This is a genomic window from Rothia kristinae (assembly GCF_016028855.1).
GTDB classification, from domain to species: domain Bacteria; phylum Actinomycetota; class Actinomycetes; order Actinomycetales; family Micrococcaceae; genus Rothia; species Rothia kristinae.
In genome coordinates this window covers 1,524,820-1,542,500 of the sequence record NZ_CP065738.1, presented here as the reverse complement: position 1 = coordinate 1,542,500, position 17,681 = coordinate 1,524,820, and the positions used below count along the sequence as shown (strand labels likewise).

The 17,681-nt window shown below is 71.3% G+C and carries 15 protein-coding genes; 3 read left to right on the top strand and 12 right to left on the bottom strand.

What is annotated here, in order from left to right; genetic code table 11:
- Nucleotides 1-73 precede the first annotated feature (73 nt).
- The 3 genes from I6G21_RS06780 to I6G21_RS06770 all read left to right on the top strand — a co-directional run bounded on the left by I6G21_RS06780 (nt 74) and on the right by I6G21_RS06770 (nt 2,856).
- Complete coding sequence (locus tag I6G21_RS06780; protein ID WP_061225276.1) at nt 74-1,534, top strand: polysaccharide biosynthesis tyrosine autokinase; 1,461 nt, start codon at nt 74-76, stop codon at nt 1,532-1,534.
- A gap of 99 nt (nt 1,535-1,633) precedes the next feature.
- A complete protein-coding gene (locus tag I6G21_RS06775; protein WP_129357852.1) occupies nt 1,634-2,527 on the top strand; it encodes a nucleotidyltransferase family protein in 894 nt (297 codons plus the stop codon).
- The gene (locus tag I6G21_RS06770) at nt 2,524-2,856 is read left to right on the top strand and encodes a PqqD family peptide modification chaperone (protein WP_129357851.1); all 333 of its coding nucleotides are present in this window, start codon (nt 2,524-2,526) and stop codon (nt 2,854-2,856) included. The genes I6G21_RS06775 and I6G21_RS06770 overlap by 4 nt, the downstream gene beginning before the upstream one ends.
- 40 nt (nt 2,857-2,896) lie before the next feature.
- Here the strand turns inward: I6G21_RS06770 and I6G21_RS06765 are convergent, their stop codons facing one another.
- The 12 genes from I6G21_RS06765 to I6G21_RS06710 all read right to left on the bottom strand — a co-directional run bounded on the left by I6G21_RS06765 (nt 2,897) and on the right by I6G21_RS06710 (nt 17,642).
- Complete coding sequence (locus I6G21_RS06765) at nt 2,897-4,105, bottom strand: glycosyltransferase (RefSeq protein ID WP_100464267.1); 1,209 nt, start codon at nt 4,103-4,105, stop codon at nt 2,897-2,899.
- Between the two features lie 5 nt (nt 4,106-4,110).
- A complete protein-coding gene (locus I6G21_RS06760; protein WP_129357850.1) occupies nt 4,111-5,085 on the bottom strand; it encodes a glycosyltransferase family 2 protein in 975 nt (324 codons plus the stop codon).
- Complete coding sequence (locus tag I6G21_RS06755) at nt 5,082-6,170, bottom strand: glycosyltransferase family 4 protein (protein WP_058730636.1); 1,089 nt, start codon at nt 6,168-6,170, stop codon at nt 5,082-5,084. The genes I6G21_RS06760 and I6G21_RS06755 overlap by 4 nt, the downstream gene beginning before the upstream one ends.
- A complete protein-coding gene (locus I6G21_RS06750; protein WP_055684342.1) occupies nt 6,167-7,081 on the bottom strand; it encodes a glycosyltransferase family 2 protein in 915 nt (304 codons plus the stop codon). Before I6G21_RS06750 ends, I6G21_RS06755 begins: the two co-directional genes overlap by 4 nt.
- Nucleotides 7,078-8,334 carry a hypothetical protein gene (locus tag I6G21_RS06745; protein WP_165869994.1) on the bottom strand — a complete coding sequence of 419 codons (1,257 nt, stop codon included), beginning with the start codon at nt 8,332-8,334 and terminating at the stop codon, nt 7,078-7,080. Before I6G21_RS06745 ends, I6G21_RS06750 begins: the two co-directional genes overlap by 4 nt.
- Entirely contained in the window at nt 8,331-9,392 is a 1,062-nt protein-coding gene (locus I6G21_RS06740; protein WP_232238420.1) for a glycosyltransferase family 4 protein, read from the bottom strand. Before I6G21_RS06740 ends, I6G21_RS06745 begins: the two co-directional genes overlap by 4 nt.
- A gap of 83 nt (nt 9,393-9,475) precedes the next feature.
- On the bottom strand, nt 9,476-11,719 hold the full coding sequence (locus tag I6G21_RS06735; RefSeq protein ID WP_129357847.1) for an N-acetylneuraminate synthase family protein: 2,244 nt from the start codon (nt 11,717-11,719) through the stop codon (nt 9,476-9,478).
- Nucleotides 11,716-12,462 carry an acylneuraminate cytidylyltransferase family protein gene (locus I6G21_RS06730; RefSeq protein WP_055684338.1) on the bottom strand — a complete coding sequence of 249 codons (747 nt, stop codon included), beginning with the start codon at nt 12,460-12,462 and terminating at the stop codon, nt 11,716-11,718. The genes I6G21_RS06735 and I6G21_RS06730 overlap by 4 nt, the downstream gene beginning before the upstream one ends.
- The gene (locus I6G21_RS06725) at nt 12,459-13,571 is read right to left on the bottom strand and encodes an RNA-binding protein (RefSeq protein WP_193554003.1); all 1,113 of its coding nucleotides are present in this window, start codon (nt 13,569-13,571) and stop codon (nt 12,459-12,461) included. Before I6G21_RS06725 ends, I6G21_RS06730 begins: the two co-directional genes overlap by 4 nt.
- A complete protein-coding gene (locus tag I6G21_RS06720; protein WP_064724920.1) occupies nt 13,562-14,581 on the bottom strand; it encodes a CgeB family protein in 1,020 nt (339 codons plus the stop codon). The genes I6G21_RS06725 and I6G21_RS06720 overlap by 10 nt, the downstream gene beginning before the upstream one ends.
- Nucleotides 14,578-16,452 (bottom strand): glycosyltransferase family 2 protein, encoded by a 1,875-nt coding sequence (locus I6G21_RS06715; RefSeq protein WP_129357846.1) that lies wholly within the window; start codon nt 16,450-16,452, stop codon nt 14,578-14,580. The genes I6G21_RS06720 and I6G21_RS06715 overlap by 4 nt, the downstream gene beginning before the upstream one ends.
- Nucleotides 16,449-17,642 carry a glycosyltransferase gene (locus tag I6G21_RS06710; protein ID WP_061225277.1) on the bottom strand — a complete coding sequence of 398 codons (1,194 nt, stop codon included), beginning with the start codon at nt 17,640-17,642 and terminating at the stop codon, nt 16,449-16,451. Before I6G21_RS06710 ends, I6G21_RS06715 begins: the two co-directional genes overlap by 4 nt.
- Nucleotides 17,643-17,681: the final 39 nt, after the last annotated feature.

The window sequence follows — 17,681 nt, the reverse complement described above, 5'->3', positions numbered from 1 at the left end:
GTGCCCTGAGGGCCTCACCCAGCAGAGGGGGCCGACCGCGCCGATCGTCTGTGTCGTTTCTCAAGGGGACCCCATGACTTTGCTCGACTTCCTGCGCCTGACCAGGGCGAACCTGAAATACCTCATCATCTTCACCGTAGCCGGGGCGCTGCTGGGCCTCGGCGTCGCCGCCCTGCAGCCCAAGGTCTACTCTGCCACCTCCAGCGGATACGTCACCGCCGGCGGCGGCTCCGCCGTCGGGGACATCCTCTCCGGGGACTCCGCGGCGCAGGCGAAGGCCTCCGCATACCTGCCGCTGGTCACCAGCGGCCCGGTCGCGAAGAAGATCGCCGAGAACAACTCCGTGGGCATCGACGAGTCCGCGATCCCCTCGCACCTGAGCGCCTCCGTCGAGCCGAACTCCACCCTCATCAAGGTCACCGCCACCGCCTCCTCCCCGCAGGACGCGGCCACGCTGGCCAACAACGCCCTGCAGGCCACCGCGGACTACGTCTCGGACCTGGAGGGCCGGGAGTCCGCGGTGAAGGTCACCCCGCTGGATGATGCCCAGGCCCCGGACGGACCCGTCTCCCCCAGCTACCGCAACTACCTGCTGATCGGCGCCGCCGTGGGCCTGGTCCTGGCCTACCTGATCGCCTTCCTGCGCAAGTTCGCCGACGTGCGGGTGCGCACCACCGATGACCTGGAGAACGCCACCGAGGCGGGGACCCTGGGCATCCTGCCGAAGTCCTCGGCCTTGGATGAGAACACCTTCCTGAGCGACCGCGCGGATCACCAGTCGGAGGAGGCGCTGCGCCAGCTGCGCACCAACCTGCGCTTCGTCTCGGTGGATGCCCCGCCGCGCTCGATCATCGTCTCCAGCCCCAACCCGGGCGAGGGCAAGTCCACGGTCTCCGCCTCCCTGGCCCACGCCTTCGCGAAGGCCGGTCAGCCGACGATCCTCATCGACGCGGACCTGCGCCGCCCCACCCAGGCGAAGATCTTCGGCCTGGACGACGCCGTCGGGCTCTCCCAGGTGCTCTCCGGACAGGTCGGCCCGGAGGAGGCCATCCAGCGGATCGGGGACACCGAGCTGTACGTGCTGCCGGCCGGTCGCATCCCCCCGAACCCCTCGGAGCTGCTGGGCTCGTCCAAGATGCAGCGGCTGATCCAGGAGATGTCCCAGGAGTACCTGGTAATCATCGACGTCCCGCCGCTGCTGCCGGTCACGGACGGCTCTCTGCTCTCGGCCAATGTGGACGGGGCCATCCTAGTCAGCGTCTGCGGGCGCACCCGCAAGGATCAGGCGCAGGCCGCCGCGCAGGCGCTGGGCCGGGTCAACGGGCACCTGCTGGGCACCGTGATGAATATGACCCCGGAGAAGGGTCTGGGCTCGCACTACTACGGCTTCGGCTACGGCGGCTACCGCAGCGGCTACCAGGCCTACTACGGCCAGGACGGCGAGGGATCCGGCTCCGGGTCCTCCCCCGCCGCCGGCGGCAAGCACGGGGCGAAGGGACGCGGGCGCCGGGCCCGCACCTCTCACAGCAGCTGATCCTTCGAGGCGGCCCCTCCCCTTCCCCGGGGTCGGGGCCGCCTCGCGGCATCGGGGCACTTCGACGCAGCGGCGGAGCCACCGGGAAGGAGGCAGGGGATGCACGGACTGGAACTGGGCGATCGCATCCGCCTGGCCCACGCCGCCCTGCAGGCCACCGCCGACGGCGTCGGCGCCGATGTGCTGCACATCAAGGGCTACGCGAGCATGCCGGGGCTGTACCGGGTGGATCGGGTCAGCACGGACGCGGACGTGCTGGTGCGCCCGGAGCACCTGCAGCGCTTCCTCGGTGCGCTGCGCGAGCAGGGCTGGGAGGTGGTGGCCCACTTCGACTCCGGCTCGGCCTTCCAGCACGCCATGACCCTGCGCCATCCCTGGTGGGGCCCGGCCGACATCCACCGGCACTTCCCCGGGATCCTGCGGGACCCCTCCGCGGCCTTCGAGCTGCTGTGGTCCAGCCACGAGCGGGTCCCCATCGCCCACCTGCCCTGCGCGGTGCCGCAGGTGCTGGACCAGATCCTGGTGCTGCTGATCCACGCCGGGCGCGACGGCGTGCGCGGGCGCCACGACGTGCACCACCTGATGCGCATCCTCAGCGCCGAGGACGTCGCGATCCTGCGCTCGCGCGCTGAGGCGCTGGAGTGCACGCTGGCCCTGGCCACCGCCCTGGGCGAGCTGGAGAGCTTCCGCGGGCACCGGGACTATCTCCTGTGGAAGGTGATCTCCCAGGGCGGGTCCCGGCTGCAGGAGTGGGAGGCGCGCTTCCGGGCGGCCCGCTCCCTCGGGGATCGGCTGCGCGTGCTGCGCTCCATGGTGCACGTGAACCGGGATCACCTGGCCATGCGCCTGGGCCACGAGCCCTCGGAGCAGGAGCTGCGCGCGGAGGCCGCCCGGCGTCGACGGCGGGCCCTCCGGGAGCTCGGGGCCGCCGCCGCGCGCCGGGTGCGCGGGGTGTCTGCTGTCGCCCGGGGATGGATCGGGAGGCGCCGGTGAGCACCGAGCACGCATCAGAGGAAGTGCCCCTGCCGCCCTTCCGGGTCAGTCCCCGAACCGCCTGGGTGGACAGCCGGGCGCAGGCGCAGCTGTGCTACGTCGCCCGGCCCCCGGAGGTCGGTCCGCAGACGCTCACCGGGCCCGGGCGGGCGCTGTGGCTGTCCTGGGCGGACGGCGAGCCCTTCGACGCCGGGGTGCGCCGTCTGGCCCGCGAGTACGGCGCCCCGGTCCAGACGGTGGCCGCCGACGCCGAGGCGCTGGCCCGCCAGCTGCTGGACCTGGGTCTGCTGGAACCGCTCGGGGAACCCGAGATGCCGGGCCGGGACTGACCCCGCCCGGCACGTCCGGAGATCCCGGGCCGGGCGGTCCTCAGTCGGAGAGCATGCCCCGGCGGCGCAGCTGCTCCCGCAGCTGCTCCTCGAAGCGCTCGAGCCCGAAGGGGCGGGCGTGCTCCCGGATCCGCTCGGCGTCGTAGTCCCGCGGGTCCAGGGCCTGCACGGCCTCCCGGATGGCCGGGGCGGTGGGCTCGTCGATGAACGCGCCGGTCACCCCCTCGCGCAGGGTGTCCAGGAATCCTCCGGCCCGCAGGGCGATCACGGGCTTGCCGTAGGCCCCGGCTTCCAGCGGGGTGATCCCGAAGTCCTCGTAGGAGACCGCGAGCACCGCGCGGGCCCGGGAGTAGGCCCAGCGCATCTGGGCGTCGGTGAGCCCGCGGGCCACCCGCACGTTGGGCGGCGCCTGGGTGCGCAGGGGCTGGTACAGCGGCCCCGCTCCGATGACCAGGAGGTTGTGCTCCGGCAGGTCCCGGAAGGCCTCCACGGCGTGCTGCACGTTCTTGTACGGCAGCAGGCGGGAGACGATGACGAAGAACTCCCCGGTCCCGCCGTCGGCACGCGCGGTCCCGTCCCACGGGACCTCGTCGATGGGCTCGACGGGGGCCTGCACGTCCACGCTGTGCGGCGGGAAGAGCACCGGAGCTTCGAATCCGTAGACCCGGCGGATGCGATCGCGGACCACGCTGGAGTTGGCGAGGTAGTCGCCCTCGTGGCGGTGTGCGGCCTTCTGGTCCCAGCGGCGCAGGAAGGGCAGCATCGCGGCGAGCACCCAGGACATGGGACCCTTCCCCGCGCGGTCCCCGAGGTACTGGTCGCTGAGGTAGATCCACCGAGCGGGGCTGTGGCAGTAGACCAGGCGGTCCCCGTCGAATCGGAACCCGTGGGCCCATCCGGTCGTGGAGACGATGCTCAGCCGGGCGGGGACCCGCAGCAGCGAGGAGGCCAGCGGCAGCAGGGGCAGGGCCATGCGGTGGTGCCGGCGCAGGAAGCCGATCCGATTCAGCGGGGACGTGATGATGTGGGCGTCCCGGAACTCGGGGAAGGTCCCCTCCGGGTCGTACAGCGTGGTGTGGATGGGGGCGTCGGGGAAGATCCGGTGCAGGGCCAGCACCACCCGCTCCGCTCCTCCGCGCTGGGTGAGGTAGTCGTGGGCGATCGCGATCTCGTGGCGGGGAGTGCGGTGAGAGGATGCGGGGCGGGGGCGGATCAGACGGCGGAGGGCGTTCGTGGGGGAGGCGAACATGTCTCTCAGAAGGTTCGTCGGGCTCTGTCAGGGTGGCGTTCACCGGCGTGGCCTGCCGCTTCCACGCACAGCGCCACCAGCTTACGGCCCAGACCTTCCGGAATGCGGGGCAGAATCCGGTCTACGCCCCCGGCGATCCTCTCCAGGCGGGTTTCGGTGAGCACGGCGGCGAGTCCGCGCACGGCAGCACCCCAGAGACCCACGGGGCGCCGCTGCGGTCCAAGGGCCTCCTGCCCGTGCTTGGCCAGGAACAGCTCCCGCGCGGCCCCCGAGTGCAGGGCCCGGCGGGCGCGGGAGGCGGTGGTGGTGGCGGCGACGTGGTGCGGGGTCAGCAATCCGGGCTCGATGCGCACGTCAGCCCCGGCCTGGGCGAGTCGCCAGCCCATGTCGACGTCCTCCCAGCCGTACCGCCGGTAGTCCCGGTCGTATCCGCCGGCCAGGTCATGCGCATGTCGGGTCACCGAGCAGTTGCCCGCCCAGTAGCGCCATTGGCGACCGGCCGGCGTCGCCTCGGCGTCCTGCCTGAAGCGGGTGTTCATCGGGCGCCCGTACACCCGCGCATACGGGGTCTCCGGGTACCGGTTGTCGTACAGGCCGATGACCCCTGAGAGGCCGTCCGGATCCGGATGCGCCTCGAGATGACGCTGCAGGTACTCGGGTCCGGGTTCCAGGTCGTCATCACAGCGGATGAGGATCTGCCCGCGGGCGGCGTCGAAGCCGGCGTTCAGTGCGGCCGAACGCCCCCGGTTCTGCGGGAAGACGATGCTGCGCAGCCGGGTCATGCCCTCGCGGCGGTAGGTCTCCAGCAGGCCGGCGGTGTCATCCACGTCCCCGTCCACGACGACGATCACCTCGAAGTCGTCGATGCTCTGCCGCTGGAGCGCATCCAGGGGGTGGTGCAGGCGGTCGCGGCCCCCGCGGGTGGGGATGATGACGGAGGCGCGCACGGCAACGTCGGCGGTGGGCTCGTGCTCGGTCATGGGCGTCCTTCCTGGGCGGGCGGAACGGGGTCCTGGCCGCGCCGGATGCGGTCCAGCACCTCGGCCACTCGTGCCCGGCCGGCTTCCGGTGAGTACAGCCTCCGCCACCTCGAGTGGGCGGCGTCGGTGATGCGCCGGACCCGGGCGGGGTCCTCGCGCAGAGTGCGCAGGGCCGAGCGCAGCACGGCGGCCAGGTCCTCGGCGTTACCCGCGCGGGCGATCCACGGGTGCTCCGGGCCGAGCAGCTCCGGGAGGGCGCCGTCATCGGAGACGACCAGCGGCACCCCGGCGCTCATCGCCTCGGCGGCGGTCAGCCCGAAGACCTCGGAACACTCGGAGGCGACCACCAGGAGATCCACCTGCTCGAGGAACCGCTCCGGCACGACGCGGCCGCAGCGCACGACCAGCTCCGCTGGGACCCGACCGATGGCCCGTTCGACGACCGCCACCTCATCCTCGGGGATGTGCCCGTGATCGCCGGCCAGCCAGAGCTCGAGTGATCCTCCTGCGGAAGGGTTCCCGGCGAGCTCCCGGACGGCCTGAGCCAGCGTTGCGACCCCCTTCATGGGGGAGATCCGCCCGAGGAAGCCGACGCGCACGGGCTCGCTGGGAGGCGCAGGACGGCCGGTGATGCTGATCACCGGAGTCCAGTTGGGAAATCCGCGGGTCCCGCGGACCGCGGCCGCGCCGTAGTACGAGGGGATCAGGCTCACGGAACCGCCGATCCGCAGCGCGGCCGCGAAGACCCGGTTGCTCCCGGTCGGCACCTGGTGCAGGTGGGTGATCCTGCGGCGGTGCCCGATCAGCGCGAAGGAGGGCACCAAGCCGTTGCACCAGATCCACGCGTCGCGGTGTCGGGCGGCCCACCGGGCCAGCTGCAGCATGTAGGCGGGTCGGGAGTCGGCGGCCAGGCGCACGACGTCGTATCCCTCGGCATCCGCGCGGCGGCAGACCTCGTCCGGGGTGCGCGGGGCGATCACGGAGACCTCCCAGCCTTCCTCCCTCGCGGCGCGCGCGATGGCGAAGAGCATGACCTCACCGCCGGAGATGTCCCCGTTGTTGGTGGCCAGGTAGAGACGGGTCATGACCCGGTTCCGCTCCGAGCGCCGAGGCGGCGCTTCAGCAGCCCGCCGAGAGGGCCGTAGACGATGCAGCCGTAGACGCGGCCCCATGCGGCCACGACCCGGCCCGCGTCGGTTCGGTCCACACTGCGGGTCCGCAGGGCGGCGCCGAGCACCCCGACGGAGACCCCCACGGCGTCCTTCAGGGTTCCGCCGACCGTGTAGCGCCGCGCGTCATAGGCCGGAAAACGACGGGCCATGAGCACGCGGCCCTGACCGAGTCGGAACCGCTTGCGGATGCTCGCGGAGTTTCCCGATACCGTGAAGTCCACGGCGGCGTCCGGAACGCTCAGGAGGGGGAATCCCGCTTCCTGGACCCGCCAGGAGAAGACCACATCCTCGAAGCCATAGGTGGGAAGCGTCTGGTCGAAGCCCCCGACAGCATCGCAGGCCGCGCGGGTCACGGCCATGCATGCCCCTCCGACGTGCGAAAGATACGGTGTCTGCACCACACCGAGGGCGCTCGCACCGGTCTCGGAGTCCCCCGGATGATGCGGATGCACGCTCCCCCCGGCGAGGGCCTCCCGGTCCCGCAGCGCGTCCCCGAACGCCTGGATCCAGCCATCCCGGATGGCGTCGTCCGCATCGCAGAAGGCCAGCACGCGACCGCGAGCGCGGCGGATCCCCGCATTGCGCGCGGCCGGAATGCCGGGGACCGACCCGCCGTCCACGATCTGCACGGGGAACCTCTCGGCGTCGTGCTCTTCTGCGGCCCAGTGCCGGATGAGCTCGGCTGTCCCGTCGGTGGAGCCGTTGTCCACGATGACGAGCTCGAAGGGGTGCGTGCTGCGCTGGGCCTCCACGGCGGCCAGCTGACGGCCGAGCGTGTCCGCCCCGTTGCGGACGCAGATGATCACCGACACCAGGGGCGTCATCGGGCCTCTCTCCTCGCGACGATCCGCGGTGCAGCGCTGGTCGTGGACATGGCCGGTTCCGAGGCACCACCTCGCGCCGACAATGCGACGAAGATCGCGAGGCCGAGCACCACCGCCCACGCATTCGTGTAGAAGACCTCCCCCAGGCGCCACGCGCACACGAGCAGCGCGACGGCCGCCCCCTGGGCGATCCGCCCCGCGAGGGGGTCTGCCACGGAGATCGAGCTGAACGGCCGGACGCCCACGAGCACGGTCACCGCGACGATGAAGATCAGCCAGGGCCAGCCGCCCTCCACGAACGCGGACCAGTAGGAGTTGTGGAAGAACCATGCCTTCTCCTCCGTGCCGCCGGAGGAATCCAGGAGGTGCACCACGGCTTCGCCGAGCCCGCGGCCGAAGAAGCCCGTGGTCTGGACCTTCGCCCACGACGCGTCATCGATCCGGTCCCGCAGGGCATCGCTGCCCACGCGATCGGAGAACACGCCGACCTGCGAGAAGTCCTCATTGAGCAGGTTGACTCCCCAGTAGATCACCAGCCCCAGCACGAGCTTCCAGAACACGGACAGCCGGGGCGCCAGCAGGATCCACAGGGCCCCGGCCGCGAAGGCCGCCAGAGAGGTGCGCGAGCCGGTCAGCCACAGCGGCACCGCGGCCGCCAGCAGCCACAGCAGCCGCGCCGGGAGGGTGCGGAACAGCATCAGGCCGAGCAGCCCGAAGATCGCGTAGGCCAGACCGGACTGGTTCTTGTCCCCGATGAATCCGGTGAGGTACCCGCCGTAGTCGTTGGAGGCCAGCCCCGCGTAGAAGGCCGGGATGTTCAGCGCCAACCCGGTGAGATAGCCGATCACCGCGGAGCGGATGTGGATCCGCCCGGAGGCGATGAACCACAGCATCGCCGTCACCACGGTCATGCGGAAGAGCCGGCGCTTCCAGTCCTCGGCATCCGCGGACTGATCCGCCAGCGCGGAGACCAGCCCCACGTAGACCAGCATCAGTGCGTTCAGGACCACCAGCCAGCGGTACTCGCCCAGGGCCACCGCCGGACGACGGCACAGACCGTAGAGGACGACGACGATGGGCATGAACTGGTGGGTGTCCAGGCCGACCCCGGGCACGTGGAAGGGCAGCACCATCACCAGGAACAGGAAGAACTCCACCAGGCGCAGCCGCCCCGCCTCATCGCGCACCCGGTCACGGGTGCGCTCGTACCAGACGGAGCCGGAGCCGGCGGGCCGGACCGTCGTCGTGCTCATCGTGCTCTCCTCCCAGTCCCAGGGGTCCGGACCTCGTCATAGGCCGCGGCGATGCCCGCGCACATCTGCGCGGCGTCCCACCCGCCCGTCGCAGGCCCGGGCCCGGCTTCCGCGGTCATCAGCTTCCGCGCGATCGTCTCCGGCTCCGGGGAGCCCACCAGGCGCCCCACGGGCAGGACCTCGGCGTTGCCGCCGACGTCCGTGGCCACCACGGGCAGCCCCACGGCCGCCGCATCCAGCAGCGCATAGGACAGATTCTCCCAGGCCGACAGCTGCGCCAGCACATCGGCCCGGCCCATCGCCGCGATCGGATCCGCGAAGCCGACGAAGCGCACGGCCTCCGCCACGCCCAGCGTCCGGGCGCGGTCCTCCAGCTGCGAGCGCAGCGGCCCCTCCCCCGCGACCTCCAGAGTGGCTTCCGGGACCTGCTCGCGCACCCGCGCGAAGGCCTCCAGCAGGACGTCGAGGTTCTTCTCCGGGGCCAGCCGAGACAGGCTGAGCACCCGCAGGACCCCCGGGGCACCGGGCATCCGGGCGGCGTCGAAGCGCCGTCGCAGGGTCGGGGCGTCCACCCCGTTGCGCACCACGCGCACCCCGCGAGCTCCCCACTTGGCGGCCATGACCTCGGCCGTGGAGGCGCTGACCGCGAGCTTCACGTCCGTGACCCGCAGCCGCATCCCGTGCACCAGGTTCATCACCCGGGCGCGCAGCGTCGAGGACTGGTAGACGGAGTCCTCCGGGGCGATCCCGTGCTCGGTGGTGGCCAGCACCGGGCCCCGACGTCGCAGCCCCGGCAGCCGGGAGAGTCCCAGAGCCGCCGCGGCGACGACGTCGGCGAAGGCCAGGTGCGTGTGCACCACCGCCGGGCGCAGGGCGCGCACCGTGGCGCGCAGGGTCCGCACCGACGCCGCGAGCCCGGCGCCGGTGCCGAAGGCCCCGGTGACCACGGCGGAACCCTGCCCGCGCAGGGCCTCGGCCAGCGCCCCCTCCGGGCACAGCACCACGATGCGATATCCGGGGATGCCCTGTCGCGCGGCGTCGAGCACGTGGCGGGCCACGCCCCCGATCTCGGGGACGGGGACGCACCACAGCGCGATCGGAGCGTTCTGCTCGCTGCCGGAACGGTGTTCCGGCGGTGGAGTCACAACCACTGCTCCAGGCGGTCCAGGGCGACGAAGAAGCCTTCGCCGTTGTTCACATGCCCCATCCAGATCTCGGGGATGAAGGAGGCATCCGGCACGATCCGGCGCAGCTGGGCGCCCAGCGCGGCCCAGTCGACGTCGCCCTCGCCCACCTGCACGCCCTCGCCGTCCACTCCGGTGCCGTCCACCAGGTGCAGGTGGATGGTGCGCGGAGCCAGCAGCTCGACGGCCTCGCTCAGCGGCATCTTCAGGAAGTTCGCCGCGAGCATCGTGTGGGAGATGTCCAGGCAGAGGTCCACATCGTACTCGTCCGCGAACTCGCGGGTGTCCCGCGGATCCAGGAAGAGGTTGTGGTACTGCTGCCCGCCCATCAGCCACGGGTACGGCGGCAGGGTCTGCGCGGCGATGCGCACGCCGTCGGCGTCCAGTCGCTGCAGCGCCTGCCCGATGCGGGCGTACTTGGCCTTGCGCTGCTCCGGCGGGATGTGCCCGTTCTTGGTGAACCCGCCCATGGTCACCACCATCACCGGGTCATCCTCCAGGGTGAAGTACTTCTTCATGTCCCGGGTGATGTCGATGGTCCGCTGCACCTCGCGGATGGAGCGCTCCCAGATCTCCTCGTCCTCGGAGGCCAGGTCCACCAGGAAGTCCCCCGCGAAGAGGTCCGGCAGGTGCGTGGTGAAGGACATCGGCAGCTTCTCGTCGAAGACCTCCTCGATGTCCATCTCCAGGTCCTTGTAGGAGAAGTGGAACTCCAGGAAGTCCGGCTTCGCCTCCTCGATCAGGGCCCGGTAGTCGTGGAAGCGCACCGGCAGACCCCAGGGCCGGTCGAAGGAGAAGTCCCGGCGCAGCACGGCGTCGTCCTTCAGGTCGCCCTCGAAGAAGAAGTCCCCCTCGGCGACGTCGCGGTGCAGGGTCCGCCCGATCAGCTGATCCGCATAGTTGGGCTGCAGGCCGCGGCCCGGGGACTTCACGGCCACGTCCTCGGCGGTGACGGTCTCCCCGGCCTTCAGGGCCCGGGTGGCCACCAGGGACTTGGCGAGGTTCACCCGGTTCATCAGCTCGCCGGTGGTCACCTCGCGGGGACCGGCCGATCCGATGGCCTCCTCGACGTCGCGCACCTGACGCACCATCGCCGCGAACTCCTCGGGCAGCAGGGAGACGGTGTGGTCGTTGCCCTCGAGGGTCTTGTCGATGGTGAAGTGCTTCTCGATGATCTTGGCCCCGCGGGCCACCGCGGCGATCGGCACGTGGTACCCGCGCTCGTGACCGGAGTAGCCCACGAGGGTCTGCCCGATCTCCTCCAGCCGGGACATGTACGCGAGGTTCACGTCCTTGTACGGGGCCGGGTAGGCGGACTGGCACTGCAGCAGGGCGAAGCTGGCACCCACCGAGCGCAGCACCTGCACCGACGCCTTGATCTCCTCCTCCCGGGACATGCCCGTGGAGACCAGCATCGGCAGACCGGTGCGGCCCATCGCCCGCAGCAGGTCGTGGTTGGTCATATCCGCGGAGGCCACCTTCAGACCGGGAATGCCGTAGGAGGTCAGCGCCTCCAGGGAGGGGACATCCCACGGGGTGCACAGCACGTCGATGTCCACCTCCTTGCAGTGGTCGAACACGTCGTACATCTGCTCCACGGTCAGGGAGAACTTGGACAGCAGGTCCAGGGTGTACTGGGCGCCGAGATCCTCCCCGGCGGAGGTGCCGCCGGCCTGGCGGTACAGGGCGTCCATGTCCCGCAGCTGGAACTTCACCGCATCCGCCCCGGCCTCGGCGGCCAGGTCCACCAGGCGCTTGGCCAGCTCCGGGTCCCCCTGGTGGTTGTTGCCGATCTCCGCGATGAGGAAGGCGGGGTGGTCCTTGCCCACCGTGTGCCGTCCGATCTGCAGCGTCTCCGCGGAGTCCATGGCAACGGCCAGCAGGTGCCCCCGCTCATCCACCAGCGGCAGATGCTCGATGCCGCCGCCGAACAGCCCCGCCAGCTCCGCCGGCTCGGCCCCCTCCGGAGCGGTGCGGGGGTTCCGGTTGGCGACCTCCAGGCAGGAGACGGACAGGTCCCCGCTCGGGTTGGCCAGCAGCCACCGGCGGAAGTCACCGTCGGTCAGGGCGCCCTGGAGGATGCCGTGGGCATCCACGCAGAACACGATGCGGGCCCTGTTCGCGGAGATCTTCTGCAGCCCGGTGAGCACCGGGTCCTCGGAGAAGACGACGTAGGGGGAGATGGTGCGTTCGATGATCACTGGTGGGTTCCTCGGTTCTGCGTCTCGTCCTGCGGGTAGGTCTCCCGCAGCTGTGCCTCGGCCGTGGCGAAGTCCACGGGGGTGTCGATGTCCACGCCCTCCACCTCGTCCAGGACGAACAGGCGGATGCGCCCGCCCAGGCGGTTGTGCAGCTCGTCGTAGATGTGCGGTGCGGTGACGTAGAGGGAGCCGTTCTCCCGGTAGCGCAGGGTCTGCTCGGTCAGCTCCTGACGGCGGGGCCGGTGCATGACCTCGTACTCCGCGCTCGGTTCCTCCCCGGGTGCGCCCTGGCGCCAGATGAACGGGGACTCGGGGATCACCCCGACCATGGACTCCGCATCCGAGTCCAGGAACTCCCGGACTGCCCGGGCGATGGTTCCCGGCAGGCGCAGCGGAGAGGTGGCCTGCAGCAGCATCACCGCATCCGGGGCGAAGCCGTCCGCGCGCGCCCAGGCCAGGGCGTGCTCGATGACGGGTTCGGTGGCCGTGGTGTCCTGCGCGAGCTCGGCCGGACGCAGGAAGGGCACCTCGGCGCCGGCCTGCCGGGAGATCTCGGCCAGCTCCTCATCGTCCGTGGAGACGATCACGCGCAGATCCGTCTCCGGGGCGAGTTCGTTCCGGGCGGCCAGCGCCTGGGCGATGGTCCAGGCGACCAGGGGCCGTCCGGCGATGGGTCGGAGGTTCTTGCGGGGGATCCCCTTGGATCCCCCGCGCACCGGGATGACGGCCAGGACCTGGCTCATGGTGTCGGTTCCTCTTCCTGCTGCTGTGCGATGGTGTGCGGGGCCGACGGGTGCCGGTCCTCGGTGAGGATCTGGGCGATCCTGCGGGCGGGCTCGACGTCGGGCCGGTCGGGCGCGGGGGTGGGCGGTCCGCCCCAGGGGCGCATGCCGTAGCGTCCCCACAGCTCCCGCAGCCAGGCGGGCGGTCGGCGGTGGTGCACCCAGGCGGGCAGACCGAGGGCCGCGGCCTCCAGGACCCCGGTGGAGAACACCGAGACCACGGGCGATCGCAGCCGCGTCAGCGGCTGGCCGGCGTCGTCGAAGGCGATGCCGCGCCGGCGCCACCAGCGGTGCACGAGCCGGGAGAGGAGGTCCCGTTCCCCGGGATGCGGGCGGTAGACCGCACCCTGCTTCCTGCAGAAAGCGTAGCAGGAGCGGATCAGCCCGATCCTGGGCAGCTCGGCCCCGTGCAGCTGGCCCAGGAACACCGGGGCGGCCTCGACGGCTTCTGCGGGACCGCGCGGGGCGGCGCCGGCGCGCCACAGCAGCTGGGAGCCCACCACCTCCGCCGTGGTGTCCGGACGGCCCGCGGTCCAGTAGGCGGCGTCCGCGGCGGAGAAGGCCAGCAGGTGCGCGGCCCGCGGCAGCGGGGGTGCCATCGGCACCAGCAGGCCGTGCTGGACCACCCAGAACGGCAGGTCCCGCTGCTCGCGCCAGGCGTCCGCCGCGGCGCCGACCGGCAGGTAGGAGCCGACCCCGAGCACCCGGCGCACGCTGCGCAGCTCGGGGGCCTGCCCCAGCTGCTGCCCCGTCAGCTCCCGGGTGCGCCAGGGCCCGCCGGGCAGGTGCTCGGTGACCTCGTGGGGGGCGAGCACGGCGAGGTCGCGTTCCGACAGGTGGGTCAGGGGCTCCAGCAGGGCGGCCCGCTGGGTGGGGCCGGTGGTCTCCAGGGCGACGAGCAGCTCGGGCGCCTCGCCGCGTACGTGCAGCGCGAATCGGGGCTGCGGCTCGGGGATGCGGCGGATCCGCCGGACTCCGCGGGCCGCGGCGGTCTTCAGGGTGCGCGGCAGGTTGCGCCGGGCCTGCCAGCGGTGCCAGGCGCGCAGGTCCGCGGGGTGGGTCAGTCCCACAGCTTCTGCACCTCCCGGGCCCGGTGGGCGAAGGTGTGCTGCGCGAGGGTCCGAGCGCGCCCCGCGGCGCGGATGCGCTCGGACCAGGGCCGATCGGCGAGGACCCGGCGGGACAGCTCCAGCAGCTGCTCGGGGCTGCGGTAGATCAGCACCTCCGTGCCGGGGTCGTAGAACTCCTCGACGTCGGGGCGGTCGATCAGCTGGATGCCGTTCATCCCGGGCACTTCGAAGGTGCGCATGGCCAGCCCCTCCTGCAGCCCGTGCACGTTCAGGGCTGCGGCGGCGCGGGCCTGCACCGCGTAGGCCTGCGCCAGGGGGATGTCCCGCTCGGAGGGCAGATCCGGGCGGGCCCATTCCCAGGTGCGCAGCTGGTCCACCGGGTGGTGGGACCAGCCGCGCCCGTAGGCGCGCACCGGCACGCCGTGCCCGGACAGGTGCTCCAGCAGCTGCACCCGGTTGGGGTAGCGGGAGCCGACGAAGACGATCTCCTCCTGGGTGCGGGTCTGCGGCGGGGCCAGCTCGGGGTCGAAGCCGTTGGGCACGTAGGCCGCGGGCACCCCCGCCTCGGCGAGCATGTCCGCTTCGGAGCGGGCGTAGCTGATGACCCCCGGCAGCTGCCGCAGGAAGTCGAAGTCGTAGCGGTGGCGGGAGAGGTCGTCGTAGAGCCACAGCAGGTGCGGGACCCCCTGGGCGCGCACCTCCTCCCAGAACGCCTGCCCCAGGGCGTCGGCCTTGATGACCAGCAGCCGGTCCGGTCGGTGCTCGCGCAGCACCTCCACGGCGCGCCGGGTCAGGTCCGCCTCGGCCCGCTCCCGGGAGTCCGCGCCGAAGCGCTCGGGCAGCTCGTAGCGCAGCTTGTTGCGCAGCTTGGCCCCCACGGTGTCGAAGGCGTCGTAGCGGTGCACCGCCGTCTCGTAGCCCAGGGCCCGGAAGCCGCGGGCGATGGAGTGGCAGTACCCGTGGAAGGCGGGGCTGATGATCAGCAGCCGCTGGCCGCGGGGCTCGCTCACTGGTTCGCCCCTCGTTCGCTGAGGCCGGTCAGGGCCCATTCCTCCCGGAACGTGCGCAGCGGGGCGACGTCGCGCCCGGCGGCCCGGCGCAGCACCTGGTGCCCGAGGTTCACCAGGGTCGCGGCCCGCAGCGCGGCGCGCAGCCGACGCTCCCCGCCCCACTTGCGGGCGTACAGGAAGCGGGAGGCCACCAGCCACCGGCGACGCAGCCCGGGGTTGGAGGAGCCGCCGCTGGCGTGGGTGACGGTGATATCCCCGAGGACCGCTGAAGGCACTCCGATCTCCCGGAGACGCCGTTGCAGATCGACCTCTTCGGCGTTCATGAAGAATCTCTCGTCGAATCCACCGACCGATCGCACGGCCTCCACCGGAAGAATCATCGCGGCCCCCATGACCCAGTCCACGGGGTGTTCTCCGAGAGCCTCTGCCTGGGTATCATGCCCGACTGCCTCGTGGAGGGCCCGACGGTCTCGGTACCTGGCCAGCGGTGTCAGCCACTCCACGACCTGTTGCCTGACCGTGGGAAAGTGCCGACCCACCCATTGGGCGGTGCCGTCTTCATTCAGAACGCGGGGCGAGTAGACGGTGGGCCGAGCCCCACGCACTCTTTCAGTGATGCGGGCGACCACGCCCTGAGCAAGATCCAGGTCGGAGTTGAGGACGAGTGCCCAGGGAGTCGTGGCCTCAGCCAATCCGGTGTTCACGGCAGAGCCGAATCCGCCGTTGCTCTCCCGTCGCACCACCTTGACGATCAGCCCGTGGGGGTTCTCTTCTTCGGAGAGCTCCGCGTCCTGGTCCAGGAAGGGTCGGGGCGAACAGTCATCCACGACGATCACCCGCAGGTCGGCGATCCCCTGCTGCCCAGCGAGCTGCTTGATCAACGACCGAGTGTCATCGGGCGTTCCGTAGTGGGGGATCACCACGGTTACAGGGTTCTCCTCAGGACTGACAGATGTGTTCGCTCCTGCACCGGACGTGGCGCCGGCGACCGGATGGTCCAGCTGACGGGGAGGGACCCGCCCGGGGATTCGATAGCGCCAGTGCCCCTCGAGGATTCCCTCAGCCCACCCGAGGTGCTCCCAGCTCGCGCGTCGCTCAGCTGGGTCGACGTTCGGCCGAAGGGTGAGCACCGCCTTCAGCAGGTCCTCGGGGTACCGGCGGAGGGAGCCTGCGAAGGATATCGGCGGCAGCGGCCTGCCCTCTCGGAACCGAGCCCAAAGCAGCATCCACCCCAGAGCGTAGGCTCGACGCTGCTTTCGCACGGCACGCATCGTGCGCCGCTGCACGTACCAGGAAGAGGCGAGCGTCGTCGTCGTGAGCTGGAATCCCGCTTCCTGCGCTCGCCAGTCGAAGTCGACCTCCTCGTGCCCGGTCGGGAACGATTCGTCGAAACCCCCGATGGCATCCCAGACGGTCCGCTTCATGCCCCTGCTGGACCCATGCGTATAGGGCAGGTATCCCATCGTCCGGTATTCCGGGCCGAGCTTCCTGCCGGTGTCGGTCTCCACCCAGGTGCCCACCAGATCTGCCTCATCGAGGGCTCGTGCCACCACACCGACCCAGTTTCGACTCACGCGATCATCAGCGTCGCAGAGCAGGATCTTCGATCCGGACGCAACCGCGATTCCCGCGTTGCGGGCATGGGAGGGCCCTTGAGTCTTGTCAGCCCGGACCACCCGCAGGTCCCCGGGGACGCGATCGGACCAAGCCAGCGCCGCTTCCCGTGTCCCATCCGTGGAGAGGTTGTCCGCGACGATGATGTCGAATGCCGGCGAGTCGACCTGCTGCGACAGCGCTTCCAGCTGCCCCCCGATGCTGTCGGCGGCATTGAAGGCGGGGATGACCACGGTGATGTCTGCGGGATGGCTCACGATGCGCTTCCTGTCGGGCTGGAGAGGTCCGGATGAATGGTGCTGAGTGCGCGTTCGGCGGCTTCGCTGCCGAATCGACGCCGAAGCTCAGCAGCAACGGCCTCGGATCGTCTTCGATAGGACGCCGGAGCGCCGAGCACGGAGACCACGGCATCGGCGAAGGCCTCCGGATCCGAGGTCACGCCCGCGAACCAGGAGTCGTCCCCGATGCCTTCGGCTCCCACGGGAGTGGTGACCACCGGGACTTCAGAGGCCAGGGCATCGAGGGTCTTGAACTTGACCCCGGCGCCCTGGAGAAGCGGGACCACGGCCACGTCGGCCCGAGCGTATTCCTCGGCGAGGTCCGGGACGAAGCCGAGCAGCTCGGCCCCCGTCCCGTCGGCATCTCGCCGGACGGTGTCGCGGATGCCTCCTCCAGCGATCCGCATCCGGACATCGGGAACCTGCTGCCGGATGCCGGGCAGCACCTCGCGCAGGAACCATCGCAGCCCCTGCTCGTTGGACCAGCGAGCCAGGTAGGCGACGAACAGGATCGTCGGCGGCGCCGACTCCTCGACCGATCGCGTCGACGCTGCGGGAAGATCAACCGGCGGAGGCAGGGTGCGCACACGGGGAGATCGCGGCAGCAGCGCCGCGTCCTTCTCGGACAGGACCACCAGGGCGTCGGGCCCACCGGACCCGGTGGCCAGACGCCGTTCATCGCGGCGGACGCGCCCGACCGCCCATCGGCTGTAGACATTCAGAAGAAGTCGCGAGATGCCGGTGCGCGGGCTGGTCTGGGCGGCTCGGGAGAGCTGCTGGCTCAGCACGTCATGAAGGGTCACCACCGTGCGAGCCGAGGGGTTGATCCGGCGGATCGTGCGCAGCAGGTCAGCCTGCTCCTGCCACTGCAGATCGACGACGTCCGCCTCGTGCAGCAGCCGGGTGGCCGCCGGATCCTCGCGCAGCCGATGGTGCATCCAGCGGGAAGCTCGCCCGGTCTCGAGAAACCGGGACACCCGGGAGCGCAGAGCCGACCGCTGGGCCGGGGTCTCGAGGATCACCACGTCACGCAGCCAGGACGCCGGGCGGGCCCGGCGCACGGCAGGACCGTCGGGGACGATGACGCTGACATCCGCCCTGTCCGCAAGCCACCGACTCGTGCGGGAGATGAGAACGCCGCCGGCGTGCTCCGGGTTCTCCTCGGGCACAAGAGGCGTGATCATCACGACCCGCTGCCGTCTCGAAGC

What these genes read in the sequence shown, in the direction of transcription:
- I6G21_RS06750 (WP_055684342.1), bottom strand. Translation starts at nt 7,081, where the DNA reads ATGACGCCCCTGGTGTCGGTGATCATCTGCGTCCGCAACGGGGCGGAC.
- I6G21_RS06775 (WP_129357852.1), top strand. Translation starts at nt 1,634, where the DNA reads ATGCACGGACTGGAACTGGGCGATCGCATCCGCCTGGCCCACGCCGCC.
- I6G21_RS06765 (WP_100464267.1), bottom strand. Translation starts at nt 4,105, where the DNA reads ATGTTCGCCTCCCCCACGAACGCCCTCCGCCGTCTGATCCGCCCCCGC.
- I6G21_RS06745 (WP_165869994.1), bottom strand. Translation starts at nt 8,334, where the DNA reads ATGAGCACGACGACGGTCCGGCCCGCCGGCTCCGGCTCCGTCTGGTAC.
- I6G21_RS06755 (WP_058730636.1), bottom strand. Translation starts at nt 6,170, where the DNA reads ATGACCCGTCTCTACCTGGCCACCAACAACGGGGACATCTCCGGCGGT.
- I6G21_RS06760 (WP_129357850.1), bottom strand. Translation starts at nt 5,085, where the DNA reads ATGACCGAGCACGAGCCCACCGCCGACGTTGCCGTGCGCGCCTCCGTC.
- I6G21_RS06780 (WP_061225276.1), top strand. Translation starts at nt 74, where the DNA reads ATGACTTTGCTCGACTTCCTGCGCCTGACCAGGGCGAACCTGAAATAC.
- I6G21_RS06730 (WP_055684338.1), bottom strand. Translation starts at nt 12,462, where the DNA reads ATGAGCCAGGTCCTGGCCGTCATCCCGGTGCGCGGGGGATCCAAGGGG.